At 47.9% G+C, this 18,023-nt stretch carries 16 protein-coding genes; 13 read left to right on the forward strand and 3 right to left on the reverse strand.

Features of this window, described 5'->3' with window-relative positions; genetic code table 11:
• Positions 1-178: 178 nt before the first annotated feature.
• From NO559_RS10955 to ung, 4 genes are all read left to right on the forward strand, one after another.
• On the forward strand, positions 179-2,824 hold the full coding sequence (locus tag NO559_RS10955; RefSeq protein ID WP_258331868.1) for a bifunctional diguanylate cyclase/phosphodiesterase: 2,646 nt from the start codon (positions 179-181) through the stop codon (positions 2,822-2,824).
• 39 nt (positions 2,825-2,863) lie between these two features.
• The gene (locus NO559_RS10960; RefSeq protein WP_258331869.1) at positions 2,864-3,169 is read left to right on the forward strand and encodes a BolA family transcriptional regulator; all 306 of its coding nucleotides are present in this window, start codon (positions 2,864-2,866) and stop codon (positions 3,167-3,169) included.
• Between the two features lie 856 nt (positions 3,170-4,025).
• Positions 4,026-6,413: a response regulator gene (locus tag NO559_RS10965; RefSeq protein ID WP_258331870.1), complete on the forward strand. Its 2,388-nt coding sequence runs from the start codon at positions 4,026-4,028 to the stop codon at positions 6,411-6,413.
• Positions 6,414-6,418: 5 nt separating this feature from the next.
• Positions 6,419-7,135 (forward strand): uracil-DNA glycosylase, encoded by a 717-nt coding sequence (gene ung / locus NO559_RS10970; protein ID WP_258331871.1) that lies wholly within the window; start codon positions 6,419-6,421, stop codon positions 7,133-7,135.
• 88 nt (positions 7,136-7,223) lie between these two features.
• On the opposite strand, the gene NO559_RS10975 is transcribed toward ung, so the two are convergent.
• Complete coding sequence (locus NO559_RS10975; protein ID WP_258331872.1) at positions 7,224-8,060, reverse strand: HDOD domain-containing protein; 837 nt, start codon at positions 8,058-8,060, stop codon at positions 7,224-7,226.
• Positions 8,061-8,105: 45 nt separating this feature from the next.
• A complete protein-coding gene (locus tag NO559_RS10980; RefSeq protein ID WP_258331873.1) occupies positions 8,106-9,107 on the reverse strand; it encodes a folate-binding protein YgfZ in 1,002 nt (333 codons plus the stop codon).
• Between the two features lie 169 nt (positions 9,108-9,276).
• On the opposite strand from NO559_RS10980, the gene NO559_RS10985 reads away from it, so the two are divergent.
• Positions 9,277-9,531: a succinate dehydrogenase assembly factor 2 gene (locus NO559_RS10985; RefSeq protein WP_258331874.1), complete on the forward strand. Its 255-nt coding sequence runs from the start codon at positions 9,277-9,279 to the stop codon at positions 9,529-9,531.
• The gene (locus NO559_RS10990; protein WP_268905125.1) at positions 9,515-9,937 is read left to right on the forward strand and encodes a protein YgfX; all 423 of its coding nucleotides are present in this window, start codon (positions 9,515-9,517) and stop codon (positions 9,935-9,937) included. The genes NO559_RS10985 and NO559_RS10990 overlap by 17 nt, the downstream gene beginning before the upstream one ends.
• 22 nt (positions 9,938-9,959) lie before the next feature.
• Here NO559_RS10990 and nadB read toward each other — a convergent pair whose 3' ends face one another.
• The gene (gene nadB, locus NO559_RS10995; protein ID WP_258331876.1) at positions 9,960-11,549 is read right to left on the reverse strand and encodes an L-aspartate oxidase; all 1,590 of its coding nucleotides are present in this window, start codon (positions 11,547-11,549) and stop codon (positions 9,960-9,962) included.
• 253 nt (positions 11,550-11,802) lie between these two features.
• Here nadB and rpoE point away from each other — a divergent pair, with 253 nt between their 5' ends.
• The 7 genes from rpoE (at position 11,803) to NO559_RS11030 (ending at position 18,001) form a co-directional block, all read left to right on the forward strand.
• Positions 11,803-12,396 (forward strand): RNA polymerase sigma factor RpoE, encoded by a 594-nt coding sequence (gene rpoE, locus NO559_RS11000; protein WP_258331877.1) that lies wholly within the window; start codon positions 11,803-11,805, stop codon positions 12,394-12,396.
• Positions 12,397-12,455: 59 nt separating this feature from the next.
• The gene (locus NO559_RS11005) at positions 12,456-13,097 is read left to right on the forward strand and encodes a sigma-E factor negative regulatory protein (RefSeq protein ID WP_258331878.1); all 642 of its coding nucleotides are present in this window, start codon (positions 12,456-12,458) and stop codon (positions 13,095-13,097) included.
• A 3-nt stretch (positions 13,098-13,100) separates the two neighbouring features.
• Positions 13,101-14,033, forward strand: coding sequence for a MucB/RseB C-terminal domain-containing protein (locus NO559_RS11010; RefSeq protein ID WP_258331879.1), 933 nt, complete (start codon positions 13,101-13,103; stop codon positions 14,031-14,033).
• A gap of 5 nt (positions 14,034-14,038) precedes the next feature.
• On the forward strand, positions 14,039-14,518 hold the full coding sequence (locus NO559_RS11015) for a SoxR reducing system RseC family protein (protein ID WP_258331880.1): 480 nt from the start codon (positions 14,039-14,041) through the stop codon (positions 14,516-14,518).
• 153 nt (positions 14,519-14,671) lie between these two features.
• The gene (lepA, locus tag NO559_RS11020) at positions 14,672-16,471 is read left to right on the forward strand and encodes a translation elongation factor 4 (protein ID WP_258331881.1); all 1,800 of its coding nucleotides are present in this window, start codon (positions 14,672-14,674) and stop codon (positions 16,469-16,471) included.
• 29 nt (positions 16,472-16,500) lie between these two features.
• Positions 16,501-17,556: a signal peptidase I gene (gene lepB, locus NO559_RS11025; RefSeq protein WP_309149068.1), complete on the forward strand. Its 1,056-nt coding sequence runs from the start codon at positions 16,501-16,503 to the stop codon at positions 17,554-17,556.
• A 67-nt stretch (positions 17,557-17,623) separates the two neighbouring features.
• The gene (locus NO559_RS11030) at positions 17,624-18,001 is read left to right on the forward strand and encodes a DUF4845 domain-containing protein (protein ID WP_258331883.1); all 378 of its coding nucleotides are present in this window, start codon (positions 17,624-17,626) and stop codon (positions 17,999-18,001) included.
• Positions 18,002-18,023 lie beyond the last annotated feature (22 nt).

Consider the following 18,023-nt stretch of genomic DNA (forward strand, 5'->3'; position numbering starts at 1 on the left):
ACCTGTTTATATTGCCGTGGCTGGGTTTTGCAGCCTGGCTATGAGTAACTGTACTTATAACTTTATGTGAGACAGCGCACAGTTTTAAGCTTGCACTAAACCGCGCAACACAATGAACTGGTTCAAATAAGGGGCTGCGCTAATATAGCGCGTACTTCTGCTGTAATTGAGGTATCCCTTGCCAGAGTCAGGTCTTGTTAAAGAATCATCTACGATTTTATTGCGTTATGGTTTCGATCAGGCGATTAATTTAACTGCCGATCCCCAGCAGCAGCGGGCACTGATGTTAAATACTTCACGGCTAATCGCAGCCAGTGATAGCTTTTATAACGTATTTCAGGGTGTTAGCCCGGATATTATAGAAAACACTTCTTATTGGGCGCTGGCGGACTATCTAGCCGATTATATGGGCTGCGAGCATGATAATGGCAATTGTTTTGAAAGCGTACTAGGCTTAGCCATAGATAGCAGCTTTGCTGATGTGGGGTGTAGCCCTGAGTTTTTTGTTTTAGACGGTGGCTGTTATACATTAAAAATAGTGGCCATGGTAAGTCTGGGAACATTAAAGGGATTTGATGTGGTAATGAAGCAAGTCGAACAACAATACGAAGCTCCAGTTGATGTGCTGCATTTATCGAAGACGATATTAGCCCAGCCTAGTGAATATTTTTTCAGTGAATTAGTTACCTTTCTTAGTCGAGTACTTTCTATTGATGTGGTTATTGCTGCCAGCATAACTCAGCGTGAGTTTACTGTGGTGGCGGCCAATTATGACGGTAAGTTAGAGTATGGTTTTCAAGCGCCGTTAACGTTCTCCCCTTTTGCCGATTTGCAGGGTGGTTTTCATTACTACCCCAATAATGTTTCAGAATATTATCCCCAGTGTGTGTGGCTGGCACACCAACCTATTAGCGCCATGTTTAACTTTCCCTTGTGGAGTGCTGAAGGTACTTGCATAGGGGTAATTAGTTTAATGCATTCAAAGGCCATCAACGATATAGGCTTAATGAGAGCATTGCTGCAGGTTTTTGCCCCCAGGGCCTGTACAGAGATTACCCAGTTTCAAGAAAATTATCAGGCCAGCAGGCGTTACCAGCATTACCAAGAGTTGGTAGAAAAAAATCGTTGTGGCATGGTGGTGTTGGACGTAGAGCCAGCCATGCCTATGGCACTTACTAGTACAGAGCAACTTGCATATTTGTTAGAGCATACACGTTTCAGTGAGTGTAACTCTGCGTACTTGCATCTTTTTGGTTTGCTGGCTGAAACCGACATTCTGGGTAAGCGCTGCATTGATGTGCTATCTGAGCAGGAGGTTGCTGCCCACTTACAGCATATGGTGGCAAATAATTTTAGGGTTGAGGGTTGTATCAACGAGCATCAGCATTTATCGGTGACCACTTGGGTATCCAGTCATTATAGTGCTCATATAGAAGGCAATAGCCTGGCCCATATTTACGGTATTTGTAGCGATGTTTCCCAGCTGGTTAAACAAACTCAGCAGTTAACTTTTCAGGCTAATCATGATGAATTAACGCAATTACCTAACCGGCGTTTTTTTAAAGAGCATTGTGATGAGCTGATAGCAGGGCTTGCTGGTAATAAAAGCTTGGCCATGCTTGTTTTAGATTTAGATGGTTTTAAGGAGGTCAATGACACCTTGGGCCATATGACCGGCGATGAGTTGCTAGAATTAGTGGGCCCTAGGCTAAAGCATGGCTTAGATGCTTATGATGCGGTATTAGCACGCTTGGGAGGAGATGAGTTTGGGGTACTCATTACAGGTGCAGCTAATGAATCTGAACTGTTGGATGTTGCGATTGCAATGGTTAGAGCGATAAAAAAACCATTTCATGTTAATGGTTTAGATTTATGTATAGGCGGCAGTATAGGTATCAGTTGTTACCCAAAACATGGCACTAGCTTTTCATCATTAATGCGCTGTGCCGATGTTGCCATGTATAGAGCCAAGCATTTATCAAAAGACTTTGAGGTATACCAACCAGAGGATGATTATTATTCTGTGCGGCGCTTATCGCTAATGATGGAGATGCGCAGTGCGGTTGAAGGCCAGCAGCTGGTTTTATATTACCAACCCATAACCCGTATGAGTGATAAATCCATAAAAGGCTTTGAGGCCTTGGTGCGCTGGAACCACCCAGAGCATGGCTTAATTCCCCCCGGCGAGTTTATCCCTTTAATAGAGCTAACGGATGTTATCGAAGCGATGACATGGTGGGTAATAGAAACGGCGGTTAAACAATTGCGAGAGTGGCAGGCTCAGGGCAAGCAATACACCATCTCGGTGAATGTCTCTACGCGCAATATCAGTGAAGATAGTTTTGTTTATAGGCTGTCCTGCCTGCTTAGAAAATACGGGGTAGAGGGGCGCTTTTTAGAAATTGAAATCACCGAAAGTACGCTAATGGCCGACCCCAGTAAGGGGCGCAGTGTACTTAATGCCATGGCCGCTATGGGTGTGCGCTTCGCCATAGATGATTTCGGCACCGGCTATTCGTCTTTGGCCTATTTAAAAAGCTTGCCCATTAATACCTTAAAAATAGACCGCTCGTTTATTGATCAGATGCTTAATAATGAGGCGGATCAGATTATTGTTAAGTCCACTATACAGTTAGCCCATAACCTGGGTATGAAAGTGACCGCGGAAGGGATAGAGGATTACAGCTTAATCAGCTCCTTGGCGGAGCTGGGCTGTGATTATGGCCAAGGTTATTTTATTTGCAGGCCCATCCCTCTAGGTGAGCTGGAACAGTGGGTGGATTTATATGAGCACGGTATGGAGACCATTAGTGGTTTTAGTTGATATACTGGGCCAATTTCATATGTAGTGGTTGTTTATATTATGTCCGTTGAAGCCAGTTTGCGCTCAAAATTGCAGCAGCATTTTAACCCTAGCTATTTGCAGGTGGATAATGAAAGCCATATGCATAGTGTGCCAGCCAACTCAGAGACCCATTTTAAGTTGGTAGTAGTTGCTGATGGCTTTCAGGGGCAAAGAGCTATTGCCAGGCACCAGCAAATTTATAAGCTGCTGGCTGAAGAGCTGGCAGGCCCTATCCATGCCTTGGCTATACACACCTACACTCCCGAGGAGTGGCAGCAGCAGGCGGTCGCTCCAGACTCCCCGAATTGCATGGGCCGGCGCTAGAGCTAGCCTTTATTAGTGCATACCGTTTTATCGTTATTTAGTCTTGAGTAAAAGCCAGTTTAGCCTAGCTATACCGGCAGTATTCGCTATGCTGCTACTGTGTAGTAGCGTTTAGCTACTCAGTGGTTTTGCTCATGCGGCTAGGGAAAGTGATTGGGTTGGGGTGGCAGCCTTGATAGGCGCTATCTTATGTTCGGGGTTGAGCATTTTACCTATCGGCACATACGTCAACAGCAGTGTATAATGCGCAGCCCCAAACCGCCTTCCTTGGCCGCGACCTATTACCTTTCTTTTCTTCTCGATGGCTGCAGCAGGCTTGCTGATCCGCCATTCTTTCCTTTTTCTGACTTTACGTACAGTCTCTGGCTGCATTTTATAGCTGTTACTTTGATAAAAAAACGGAGCCTGTCTGGGGCTCCGCTACGCTTAATTACCACTAATTTAAGACCTGGATGAGAAGATCTCCTTAGGAGATGTCTTAATACTATTTTCCTTAAGAGTAAACTAAGCGTAGCAGTGCATACTAAGTGCTGCCATAGTTGTCTACGAATAAATCTTCATAAAAGCACCGACCAAAAAGGAGATACTGCTATAAATACTTGCGATTATTATAAGCTTCAACTTTAATGGATTTGTGTATAGCGAAAGCACCTATAAATCAAATACTTATATTTAGGATTTGTGTTTTGTTAACCATTAGGCATGGGCATAATGGTTAGCTAGCTTGTTATAGTTAACTATACTTTGAAATTATGGATTATTAGTGGCCACTTGCAGCCACGCAGGTGATAAAAATAAGTGCGCAGTAGTAAGGAGTTTGTGTGGTGATAGTTTCCGGTTGTGGGTTGTACAGTCAATGAACCAGATGAAAAGTGGGCGCAGCGTTGCTGCAAAGCTGAATCTGCTTATTGTGATCACAACATCGTTGGCCATTCTGCTAGTGACTATAGCCGGTATCCATTTTGACTATCAGCAAAGTCAGGAAGAGGTCAGGCATTTGCTTGAGAGTCATGCCAAAGTCGTGGGCAGTAATAATACCGCCGCAATCGTCTTTGATGAGCCTTTCAGTGCTAGGGAGTCCTTAAAATCCTTAGAGATGCTGTCCAGTGTCACCATGGCCGTTATCTATAATGGCGACGACCAACTGTTTGCCGATTACCAAAAAGCCTCAGTCAGAGGTTTAGCTATACCGGCGGTTAAACCGCCCGGCTATTACGAGGATGGTAAGTACCTTAGCCTCTACCAACATATAGAGCTAGATGGCGATAAGGTTGGCACCATACTGCTAAGTTATGACATGTCGTCGGTGTACCAAAACCTGCGCACCATGATTTTTTCAAATTTATTCTTGGGTTTGCTGGCTATAAGTGCCTCGGTGCTGATGGCGACTTGGTTTCAGCGTTTATTAACCCGCCCCATACAGGAGTTGGCAAAAGCTGCCGAGCGGGTGTCCAATGAAGGTGATTACACCGTGCGGGTGCCGGTAACTAGCCATGATGAAATTGGCCAGCTAAGTGAAATCTTCAATGAAATGTTACAACAGGTGCAGGATAGGGATGGTGAGCTGGCTCGCTCCCATGATTTATTAGAGCAGCGTGTTATTGCTCGCACCAAAGAGCTAACCATCGCCAAGGATCAAGCCGAGCAGGCCGCTAGGTCCAAGTCACAGTTTTTAGCGGCCATGAGCCATGAAATAAGAACTCCCTTAAATGGGGTAATAGGCATGGCCTCGCTGTTGTCCTCTACTGAGCTCAATGAGGAACAAAGAGATAGTCTTACCACGGTGCAAAGCTCGGCTGAGTCACTACTGACTATTATCAACGACATCTTGGACTTTTCAAAAATTGAAGCCGGCAAAATGGAGCTGGAGCCCATCGCCTTCAATGTGCGTGACAGCTTTGAGGAGCTGGTCGATGTGATGCGGGTTAAAGCGATAGAGAAGTCTATATATCTGCAATTGTATATCAGCCCCAGTGTGGTGGAGTGGGTCAAAGGTGACCCAGGGCGTATACGGCAGGTAATGATGAATTTCATCAGTAATGCCATTAAGTTTACTGACAGTGGCGGGGTATTAGTGGAGGTCAGTAATGAGCGCGATGGCGATGGTTTAAATCACCTGCGGTTTTCTGTGCATGATACGGGTATAGGCATTCCGCAAAATAAATTAGCGCATGTTTTTGAGGAGTTTACCCAAGCAGACAGTTCTACCACTCGTAAATATGGCGGCACAGGCTTAGGTTTAAGTATTTCTAATTTATTGGCGCAGTTAATGGGCGGCGGTCTGCAAGTGAGTAGCGAGCTTAATCAGGGCTCAACCTTTTCGCTGCAGCTTACCTTGCCCGATGCCGAGGTTGATCACAATAGGGTAAAAGATCCTTGCCTTACTCAGATGCCACTACTGCGAGCAGCGCATATTTTAATAGTGGGCGATGTTACTGCATCCTATCAGGTGACTAAAAAATGGTGCCTAAGTTGGACGCCTAACACGCATTTCTACCAGACTATAGACAGCGCTAGATCGGCCTTGGCTCAGAAAAATGTAAAAGCTGATGTGGTGATTTTGGATGAGTGCCTGGGTCGCGGTGGGGTGGTGCATTTTGCGGCAGAGTTGCGCAGTCTTTATCCCGACTTAATTATTTTGATGCTGGCCTCCAAGCAGGAAGATCAAGGTGAAAGCTTACGGGAAATGGGTGTGGATGGTTATTTGTCGCGGCCCGTCAGGGAGTTGCAACTGCGCCAGAGCTTAATTGACTTACTGCATGATAGAGAGGCCTTTTTATCGGGCGTACAAGAACAAAAAACATTTATTACGCCTTTTAAAGAAGTGGCAAAGCCCAGTGCCAAGCTGGCACCAGCGCGTAATTTACGCATTTTATTAGCCGAGGATAATATAGTTAACCAGAAGGTTGCCGTGCGCATGCTGCAAAAATTAGGGTGCAGTGTGGACGTGGCAGCTAATGGCAGAGAAGCGATAAGAATGTGGAAGCAATTTTCATATGACATGATCTTTATGGATTGCCATATGCCCATACTGGATGGCTACGAGGCTACCAGCGCCATACGCGAGCAAGAGGTGAGTGGGCATATCAGCATTTATGCCTTAACGGCAAATACCATGAGTGATGAAATCGATCTGTGTAATAAAGTGGGCATGGATGGATTTATCAGTAAGCCCGTGAGGATAGAAGATTTACGCGGTATTATAGAGGAGGTTAGCGCAAGCTTGGATCCCTCTACTGTGTAAATACTATGCCTAGTACTAAACCCCCGTCTTTTACTTTACCAGCCTCGTGGTCATCACATCTGGCTGCTGAGCTAGATAAGCCTTATTTTCAATCCCTGTGTTCTTTTTTAGCTCAGTGCAGGCAGCAGGGTAAAACGATTTACCCACCGGCACCGCTAATTTTTAATGCTTTTGAACACTGCGGTTTTGAGCAGGTAAAAGCCGTGATACTGGGCCAGGATCCTTATCATGGCCCAGGTCAGGCTCATGGCTTAAGTTTTTCTGTGCCGCAAGGCATGCCAGTACCGCCCTCATTAAAAAATATTTATAAAGAGCTGCAGCAAGATTTATCTGTTCCGGTGGTGGCGCATGGCTGCCTTGATAGTTGGGCCGAGCAGGGGGTATTACTGTTAAACAGCGTGCTTACTGTCGAGCAGGGGCTGCCGGGCTCCCATCAAAATAGAGGCTGGCAGGATTTTACCGATAAGGTAATCAGTACCTTAAGTGATCAGCGCAGCGGCTTGGTGTTTTTTTTATGGGGTGCTTATGCTCATAAAAAATCGGCGTTGATAGACGAGTCTAAGCATTTGATTTTGCGGGCTGCGCATCCTTCGCCTTTATCCGCTTATAGGGGGTTTTTGGGTTGCGGCCATTTTTCGCAGGCTAATAACTATATGCTTGCACAGGGTGTAGAGCCTGTGTCTTGGCAGTTGGCTGAGCAACAGGCAACGTTAGGGTTTTAGACTGGTAGCGAGGGGGAGGCTGCCTGGCGGCGCAGGCAGCGCAGTTTTGCTGGTTAATGTGCTGTTTTCTTAAGAGGCTGGCAGCGCGCTATTGTAATAGCGCCATAGCCGCTTCCATGTCATCTGACAGGTCTTCGGCTTCGTGGGCATTAACCTCTGGGTCTAGGCCTAGGCGCTGGAAGGCACTAATGGGCGACCAGTCCATTTGTGCTAAGGGGTGGTCGCTGCCTATATAGCTTTGCAGGTTGGCAACCATCACTATATCGGCGTAGTCGACAGCGGCCACGCTGCGATCAAACTTCATATGTTGTTCCGGGACTAGCTGTAGTTCTTCCGGGAAGTCCCATGCCTCTAGAATTTTGCGGCCAATTTGTGGGTGTATGCTATTGATAACCTCGTCTAAAGCATTGATGTCTTTAAGTAGGCGGCGGTTGTCTTCGGCATAGGTCAAGATAGGCAGCACACCTATCTTATGCACTAGCCCGGCCAGGGTGGCTTGGTCGGGTTTGAGTTTGGTGTAGTGGCGGCATAGTACATGGCTAATGCCGGCTACCTCAGTGCTTTTGGCCCAGACATCGCGCATATACTTATCTACGGTATCTGAGGTGGCTTGGAACATCTGCTGCATCGCTAGGCCGGTGGCCAAATTGGCGGTGTAATCTATGCCTAGGCGCATGACCGCCATTTTTAAATCTTCTATAGGGTTGCGTGCACGCAGCAAGGGGCTGTTGGCGACTTTAATAATTCTGGCGGTAAGGGCGGCATCATTACTGATGATATTGTCTAGTTTTTGCGCATTAACATTGGGGTCGGCAGCTATTTCTCTTACCTGCAAGGCGACTTCAGGTAGGGTGGGAAGAACAATCTTATCGTTGGCGATGGCTGTTAGTATATCGTCTCGGACTTGTTCGGCTAATGTACTCATCTATCTTCCTATTTTTTGTGCTGGGTTAGGCGCAGCTGTTGTTATTTAGTTAAGGTTATAGGGTAAATCCAGCAGGCTGACCGGAACAGTGGTCTCGTCAGCCTTAACGTAGAGGCTTGCATCTAGGGCGGCATCATTATTGAGCACGGCCAAGGCCTCTTGCGTGTTGTTGCCGCTGGGTGCGATATTAATAAGGTTACCAACCGCGCTGTTTTTCTCTGAGCTAAAAACCTCATCGTTAGGGTTAAGAGTAGCAGAGTTGGCCAATTCTATACGATAAAGGCGGCGTTTTAGTTTGCCTTTATACTGCATGCGGGCAACGATTTCTTGGCCAGTAAAGCAACCCTTTTTAAAGCTGATGGCGCCTGTGGCTTGGTAGTTGAGCATTTGTGCTATGTATTGATCAGCGGTGGCGGCGCTGACCTCGGCTATGCCTAGGCGTATTAATTGCAGTTGCCAGTACTCGCTGGCTGCACAACTGAGGCCGCCGCTAAGCTGGGGCCAGTACAGGCTGAGGGCGCTGTTTTTAATCCAGCATTCATAGAGGCCTTGTTCGGGGTCTATGGCTATTACGCTATAGTCGGCGCCATTCAGGCTGGCTAGGGCGGTGCTAGGGCAGCTACCAAAACAGTTGGCAATATTGGCGCTGACGTTAGGGCCCTTGAGACCGAATAGGCTGTAGTCGCTGCTGCAGTCCTGTTGTTGGGCTTTAAAAAAAGCTAAATATTTAGCTAGGTTTTGCTGGGTATTTTCGACTATGGATAGGGGTAACCTTAGCAGGTAGCTGTCATCACTATTTTTGCTGGCTAAAAAATGCGCATACAGGCGGCCTTTGGGGCTGCTAAGGCTGCCGTACTGAGCTTGCTGCTCAGTAATCTTATTAATGTCACAGCTGGCTTGCCCTTGCAAAAACTTGCCGGCGTCTGGGCCCTGTGTGGCCAGCAGACGGTAGTGGTCTAATAGGTAGATAAAGTCCTGGCCGGTGGATTTAGGGGTAGGTTGTTGTAGGTCGAATTGGCTCAATAAAGATGCCCAGCTATCGTGCATAAGGTGCTTCTATGTTGGTGTTGATGAACAGTTCGTCATTCTACGAGCAATATACGCTGCTGTCAGCTAGATTGCGCTATCGTCGTGTAGATTGAGTCGCTATAATGCCGCTACTTTTCTATGTCTATTTCACAATGCTATTAGCGGCTAGTTTTTTCAAGGGTGTTTTATGTTAACGGATCAGGAATTTAATCGTATAACCTGGGCTAGTCGCCGCGGCATGCTGGAGCTGGATTTAATCTTGGTGCCTTTTGTGGAACAGCGTTTACGCGATTTAGATGAGGTTGATCTACAGCGTTATTTAGATTTACTAGAGTCCGAAGACAACGATTTATTTGCCTGGTTTTTAGGGCGCGGTAAGCCAGAAGATAGTGAGCTGGCCATTATAGTCGACAAAATCATTGCCCATGCACGGCCCGCTTAGCCTCGTTGTTAGCCCTTCTTTAATTCTTAAAAGCTATCTTTTCGCTTTAGCCTGCTTGCTGCTGTTGGCATTGTTGGCTTACCCACTGCCCTGGTATGGGTTGTTGCTAGTGCTGCCCTTGCTGGCGATGTATTTTTATCGTTGTTGGCGGCAATATTTTTCAGCGCAGCGTTTACAAGGCTTGCAGCACGAAGGTGGCCGCTGGTTGTTGCGCTATGCTGGCGGTAATGTAGAGGTGCATTTGCAGGCGGCTACCGTATGGCCCTGGTTGATTGCGGCGAGCTATTATCACCCCTTAAATCGCCAAGTTTATCCTGTGCTATTGCTGGCCGATAGCTGCCAGCGGGATGATTTTCGGCGCCTGCGCGTGTTGTTAAAAAGCCGCAAGGCATACCAAGCGGCTTAATACTGCAGCAGCTGTTAGTCGCTTATTGCAGTGGCTCTTTTTTATCGGGGTAGAGTATGGTGTCCTCGGCCTTAGCCAGGGTATCGGGGTAATCTAAGGTGTAGTGCAGGCCGCGGCTCTCTTTGCGGCTTAGTGCTGAGCGTATGATTAGCTCGGCGACTTTGGCGAGGTTACGTAGCTCTAATAAATCATTACTGACCTTGTAGTTGCTGTAATACTCGTTTATCTCCTGTTGTAATAATTCAGCGCGACGCAGGGCGCGTTGCAGGCGCTTATTGGTGCGCACTATGCCCACGTAATCCCACATAAAGCGGCGCAGCTCATCCCAGTTATGGGAGATAACTACATCTTCATCGGAATCGGTAACCTGTGATTCATCCCAGGGGTTAATATTAACCGCAGGCCATTGCTGATCCAGATTGGCCATCATATGTTGTGCGGCTGAACGGCCGTACACCAAACACTCCAATAATGAATTGCTAGCCATGCGGTTGGCGCCGTGCAGCCCGGTAAAAGAGGTTTCTCCTATGGCGTAAAGATTGGCGATATCGGTTTGGCTGTATTGATCAACCATCACGCCGCCGCAGGTGTAGTGCGCAGCCGGTACTACGGGTATAGGGTCGCGAGTGATATCTATGCCTAGCTCTAAGCAGCGGGCTTTTACGGTGGGGAAGTGGTGCAAAATAAAGTCCGGCGAGCGATGGCTAATATCCAAATACACGCAATCACTACCTAAGCGCTTCATTTCGTGGTCTATGGCGCGTGCCACTATATCTCTGGGGGCCAGCTCACCGCGTTCGTCAAAGCGATGCATAAAGCGTTCGCCATTGGGCAGTAATAGGCGGCCACCTTCGCCCCGTATGGCCTCGGTAATCAAAAAGGACTTAGCTTCAGGGTGGTATAAGCACGTGGGGTGGAACTGGTTAAATTCCATATTGGCCACTCGGCAGCCCGCACGCCAGGCCATGGCTATGCCATCACCGCTGGCGCCATCGGGGTTGCTGGTATAGAGGTAGGCCTTGCTGGCACCGCCGGTGCTTAGCGCCACAAACTTGGCTTGAAACAGGTCTACATGGCCGGTGTTTCTATTGAGCACATAGGCGCCGTGGCATTGGCCTTGGCGGGTAATAAGGTCTACCGCTACGCGCTGCTCGTAAATATGAATATTATCGGCTTCTATGGCGCGCTGTATCAGGGTTTCAGAGACCGCCCGGCCAGTGGCATCGGCGGCGTGAATAATGCGGCGGTGACTGTGGCCACCTTCTTTGGTTAAGTGGAAAGACTGGCCGGGGTCGGTGTTGCGGGTAAATTGCACCCCTTGCTCTACTAACCAGTTAACTAAGTCGTTGCTATTGTTAACGGTAAAGGCCACGGCATCTTCGTGACACAGATCGGCGCCAGCGGCGAGGGTGTCGGCTATATGGGCCGCGCAGGAGTCTTCCTCATCCAGTACTGCCGCGATGCCGCCCTGTGCGTAATAAGTCGCGCCTTGGCTGAGCTCGCCCTTACATATCAGCGCTACCTGCAAGGCGGGGTCTAAGTGCAAGGCCAGCGAGAGGCCGGCCGCACCACTGCCTATAATTAATACATCGTGTTGTAAGGGACTGCTCATAAGTGTGAGGGGTGCTTTATCAATTAATGGTTTTTTATAGTGGGGGGGTCGCGTAAACTCGCCACTGATTAGCTGGCTACAATGTGCGCGTAGTATAAGCCCGTAAACACAAAAAGCGAAATTAAACAGGGTGTTAGCGGAACTATAGAAAAAGCAGGGGCTCTTAGAGGGCAAGCATAAAGCATGAAAGAACTTTTACTACACACTATGGTCAACCCATTGAACAAGAAGTATGCAGTTTGTTGGGGGTGCAATGTCTAGCACCCCAAAGGCGGACCAGCAACTCGTTAAGCGAGTACAGCAGGGCGATAAGCGAGCCTATGATTTACTGGTATTAAAGTACCAGCATAAAATCTTTGGGTTAATTTCTCGTTATATACGCGATCACGCTGAAATACAGGATGTGGCACAGGAGGCTTTTATTAAAGCTTACCGAGCCCTGCCTAATTTCAGAGGCGATAGTGCCTTTTATACTTGGCTGTACCGTATAGCTATAAACACCGCCAAAAATCACTTGGTGTCTAGAGGGCGCCGCCCGCCTAGTGCCGATATAGATGTAGAAGATGCGGAACATTTTGAGGGTGACTCCCCTCTAAAAGACATTGAAAACCCAGAGAATGCTTTATTTGGTAGCGAATTGAAGGCGGTTTTAGATAAGGCTATAGAGGATTTACCCAGTGATTTACGCACGGCGTTGACCCTGCGTGAGCTGGAAGATTTTAGTTATGAGGATATCGCCGATGTTATGGGTTGCCCCGTAGGCACCGTGCGATCACGAATATTTCGTGCCAGGGAGGCGGTGGACAAACAGGTAAGAGCGCAGATGGATGGCTTGCAAACGGCCTAAGCGGGTACCAGCAGCAACGGCATTGATATGAGTAGCATTAAAAAGGCAGAGGTAGTTTTATGAGTGAGCAATTGCGAGAGGCATTGTCGGCATTAAAAGACGGTGAGGCAGAAGAGCTGGAATTGCGCCGTTTACTAAAGCACGGTGATACTCAGGAGCTGGATCAGTGTTGGCGATCTATGCACCGACTTACCGATGCCATGTCTGGTGGTGAAGCGCTGGCTTTTACGCAGTGGGATATTAGCGATAAGGTGGCTGCGGCTATAGCGCAAGAGCCTGCCCATGCGGTGGCTGAAACTGCCTCGGTGGGCGAGCAGCCCAAGGCTTGGTACAAGCCGGTGGCCGGCTTTGCGGTAGCTGCCTCTGTGGCTATGGCCATAGTGGTAGGCGGTCAAAGTTTTATTAATAGCGATGCTGGGGTAACGCCGGTGGTTGATACCTTAGCTACGGCCAATAATAGTGGTCGAGTCTATCCTGCCCAGTTAGCTGCCAGTGGAGTAGGTAATGTCACCGTGGCTGCCACCCTAAATCAACAGTCAATAATGCCCGGTACTGGTTTATCAAAAGCGGTAGAGCAGGGCGACCTCACCGCCGAGCAGCGTTTGCATCAATATATGTTGGAACACACCGAACAATCCGCATTAAACAATGGTCAGGGCATGATTAACTTTGCCCGTGTTGTTAGTTACGAGGCGCAGTAAATCATGTTGCGCTTTAAGTCCGCTCTGTTGCTTGCATTATTGATGACCATCAATCTGCTGGCTAGGGCCGATAGCCTAGCACCGCAGGATTGGCTGCAAAAAATGTCTAGCAGCCATAGGCAGTTAAATTATCAAGGGCTGTTTACTTATGAGCAGGCCGATAGCATACAGACCCTGCGTATATTTCACGCCCTGATAGACGGTGAAGAGTACGAGCGCTTAGAGCGGCTCAATAGCACAGAGCTTAATGTGGTACGCAAAGGCCACGGTCCCAGCTGCCTACATGCCGGTGATAAGCTGATTAAATTGCTAAAACAGCAGCATAATAGCCATGTGGGTATGGCACATTTTTATGACTTTTCCATCGCGGGGCGCGATAGAGTCGCTGGCCGTAAAGTGGTGATACTGGCAGTCATGCCCAGGGACAAACACCGCTTTGGTCACCGTTTATCTTTGGATGAAGAAACCGGGCTGTTGCTGCGGGGCGTGCAATACAGTGCTGACAATAAAGTGCTGGAGCGCTTTCAGTTTGTCGACATAGAATTAAATGCCGATATCCCCCGTGAGACGTTCAACGAACCTAAGCATATGCAACAAGCAGCGCATATTGCCCCTGCTGTGAACGACAAAGCCAACTATGCTTGGCGCTTAAGCTGGTTGCCGGGTGGTTTTAAATCTATCCCTAGCCCTGCAAAAAAATCCCCCGTCGATAGCCAGACCTTTACTGATGGCTTGGCAGTGTTTTCGGTATTTGTCGAGCCCCACCAAGATAACAGCCCCGCAGCCGGTGTACAGGGCAGGGCTCAACGTGGTGCCACTATGGCTTATTCTCGTGCCTTTCAACTCCATGGCCAAACCTATAGGGTGACCGTGGTAGGCGAAATCCCCCAGCTCACCGCTGAGCGTGTGGCGGCCTCTATAGTGGCGGCTAGCTAAAGCGTATGATGACCGAAGTTGCTAGAGTGTTGGCAGTAGAGCCGCAGCACTTATGGGTGGAAACTTTACAAAAAAGCACCTGTAATAGCTGCACAGCCCAAAAAGGCTGCGGCTATGGCTTGATGAATGAAGCTGCTCACCAGCGCCGTAACCATTTGCGAGTGGCCATACCGGCCGCTGATAGCCATCATTATCAACTGGACGACAAGGTAGAGCTGGAGTTTCCAGAGCAATTGCTAGTTAGCGGCGCGATGCTGGTGTATCTGCTGCCACTGTTAACTATGTTGGCGGCCGGTGCTGTAGCCAGCCTTTGGTTTAACCGTGAGGGTTTGATTGTGCTGGCTTCAATAATGGGCTTGGCACTGGGTTTTGCATTGGTGTGGTGGCGCTCTCGCCAGCAGGCTAGCAACGTAGCCGGGCAGGTAAAGGTTAGGCTTAGTGGCAGGGCTAAAACCGCCTGCGCTGAGGTTATTAGCCGAGCTTAAGTATTCAAAAAGCGCTATTCATAGCTAGATCCCCCCCTTTCCTGTAAAATTCCGCGCTTGACTGAGATGAGTCTTATTCAGCCCGCTCACATACGGTTTTTATAGCGGCTGTGATAAGTGTATTTATGTAGTTTTCTGGAAGTGGTTTAGCGAGTGAGTAACTTAGATTTAATTCGAAATTTTTCCATTATTGCCCATATTGATCACGGTAAATCCACCCTCGCTGATCGCTTTATTCAAACCTGTGGGGGGCTGACTGCCCGCGAAATGGCGGCCCAAGTGCTGGACTCTATGGATATAGAGCGCGAGCGCGGTATTACCATTAAAGCGCAAAGCGTTACCCTCAATTACAACGCCAAAAACGGCAAAACCTACCAGCTTAACTTTATTGACACCCCGGGCCATGTGGACTTTTCCTATGAGGTGTCACGATCCTTGGCGGCCTGCGAGGGGGCTTTGCTGGTGGTAGATGCGGCCCAAGGGGTAGAGGCGCAATCGGTAGCCAATTGCTATACCGCCATAGAGCAGGGCTTGGAAGTGTTACCCGTGCTCAATAAAATGGACTTGCCGCAGGCTGACCCCGATACGGTTAAGCAAGAGATAGAAGAAATCATCGGCCTAGATGCCGAACATGCCATCCCCGTAAGTGCCAAGTCGGGCATGGGCGTGGATGACTTACTTGAGCAATTGGTAGAACTGATCCCACCGCCGGAAGGCGATCCCGAAGGTGATTTGCAGGCGCTGATTATCGACTCTTGGTTTGATAATTACTTGGGCATAGTGTCGCTAGTGCGTGTTAAACACGGCGAGTTGCGCAAGGGTGACAAGATCATGATGAAGTCTACCGGCAAGCAACATATAGCCGATAGCGTAGGTATTTTTACTCCCAAGCGTACCGTTACCGGCGTATTAAGAGCAGGTGAAGTAGGTTTTGTGGTGGCCGGCATTAAAGATATACACGGCGCGCCAGTGGGTGACACCATCACCCATTCCAATACGCCTAATGTGGCTCAACTACCTGGCTTTAAAAAGGTAAAACCACAGGTTTATGCCGGCTTATTTACGGTAAGCTCCGATGATTATGAAGCCTTCCGCGATGCGTTGGCCAAGTTAACCCTTAACGACGCCTCTTTGTTTTATGAACCTGAGAGCTCTGATGCGCTGGGTTTTGGCTTCCGTATAGGCTTCCTGGGCATGTTGCACATGGAGATTATTCAGGAGCGTTTAGAGCGTGAATATAATCTAGACCTGATCACCACTGCGCCCACGGTTATTTATCAAGTACTCACCAAAAAAGGTGAGGTGTTAATGGTAGATAACCCCTCAGCCTTGCCTGATCCAGGTGTGTTGGATGAGGTGCGCGAGCCTATTTGTATAGCCAATATGCTGGTGCCGCAGGACTACTTAGGCGCTGTCATTACCCTATGTGTAGAAAAACGCGGTGTGCAAAAAGATATGCAGTTTTTAGGTAAGCAGGTGGCGGTAAGCTATGAACTACCTATGAACGAGGTGGTGTTAGATTTCTTTGATAGATTAAAGTCTGTCAGCCGCGGCTACGCCTCACTGGATTACAGCTTTGACCGTTTCCAAGAGGCCCCACTGGTCAAACTGGATGTATTGATTAATGGCGATAGAGTTGATGCGCTGTCGATTATAGTGCACCGCGATCAAGCGCAAAGCCGCGGTAGAGCCTTAACTGAAAAAATGAAAGAGCTAATTCCCCGGCAAATGTTTGATGTTGCTATACAGGCCGCCATAGGTGGTCAAATAGTGGCTAGGCAGTCAGTAAAAGCCTTGCGTAAAAACGTAACCGCCAAATGTTATGGCGGTGATGTTAGCCGTAAGCGCAAACTGCTAGAAAAACAAAAAGCGGGTAAAAAACGCATGAAACAAGTGGGTAATGTAGAGATTCCACAAAGCGCGTTTTTAGCGGTGCTAAAAGTCGATAACTAATCATTTAACAATAATTATTGGATTTATCTATGGTTAATACGCTGTTGTTTGTCGTTTCAGGTATTAGTTTGCTGTTGTGGTTAATGCAAGAAAAGTTTGCCCGCCCACAAATACAAACCGAGCTGGATAGCTGCATACGTAACGATCAAACGCTATCGGCCGACGAGCTGCTAGTAAAAACGGTGCCCAGCTGGTCAGAGTGGTTTTATAGAGCCACTTTTATTATGTGGTTGGCCTGGGGGGCTTCCATCTTTTTAGTCAAAGATGGCGACTTCGCCTTAGTGCTGGTGTGGTTAACGCTGTTTAGTGGGCTGGTCTATGCTATTGATCACTTCTTCTTTGCCGATAAGCGCAACAGCTATGTGGAGTCGCCGTCGGTAACGGCCTTTTTAGGGCGTTACGTGGCCGAGCAAAAAGAATTATTGCTTAGCAACTATGGCCGCGAACTGATTTTGGCAGAGTATGCTAAATCCTTTTTTCCGGTATTGTTTGTGGTGGTGATACTGCGCTCATTTATCGTTGAGCCTTTTCAAATTCCCTCGGCCTCTATGGTGCCTACCTTAAAAGTAGGGGATTATATTTTAGTCAACAAATACACCTACGGCCTAAGGCTGCCAGTATTGGGCACTAAAATCTTAGAGGTTAATGAGCCACAGCGAGGCGACGTCATGGTGTTTTTCCCACCCGATGACCCGCGTTATTTTATTAAGCGGGTAATTGGTCTACCTGGCGATGAAATTATTTACAGCAACAAAACGCTGACTATTAACGGCGAGCCTATGGCGCAAGAGTTTGTCGCGCAAATCTATGAAGCGGGTCAGCCGGTTAAACGCTATAAAGAGCAGTTTGCGGGCAGTACCCACACCATACACCAGTCCATAGGCATAGATAGAGGCGGTTTTTCTATAGTGGTGCCCCAGGGCCATTATTTTATGATGGGCGATAACCGTGATAACAGCAGCGATAGCCGCTTCTGGGGGCCTGTACCCGAGCAAAATATAGTCGGCAAGGCTTTTGCTAAATGGATGTACTGGCCTTCTATTACCCAGCTGCCCAGCTTTAGCCGTGCCGGTATGATTGAATAAAGCGCTGGCAGGCAATATGGCAAAAAGACACTACAATACGATAAAAAACAATAAGTGGAGAGATAGCATGGTTAGCCCTATACGCCAACGCGGCATGTCAGGTTTAAGCCTATTAGTGGTTTTGTTATTAATCGGTTTTTTTGCAACAGTATTAGTGAAGTTACTGCCTATTTATATGGAGTCCTGGACTATTAAGGGCGCTATCAATGGCGCTATAGAAGATGGTGGCCAAGGGCTATCAGCAGCCGATATACGCAAAAGCCTAGATAGACAGTTTACTGTTAACCAAGTAACAGCGATTGCCGTTAAAGATATAGAAATTAAACGTGAAAAAAATGGCAAAATGACCATCAACGCGAACTATGAAAAGCGCGTCCCCTTTATGCAAAATGTGGATGTGGTGGTTAAATTTGAGAAATTTATATTTGAAGTACAAGGTAAATAATTGACAGTAACAATATCTCCCC

The sequence above is a fragment of the Dasania sp. GY-MA-18 genome (assembly GCF_024734385.1).
Lineage (GTDB): Bacteria > Pseudomonadota > Gammaproteobacteria > Pseudomonadales > Dasaniaceae > Dasania > Dasania phycosphaerae.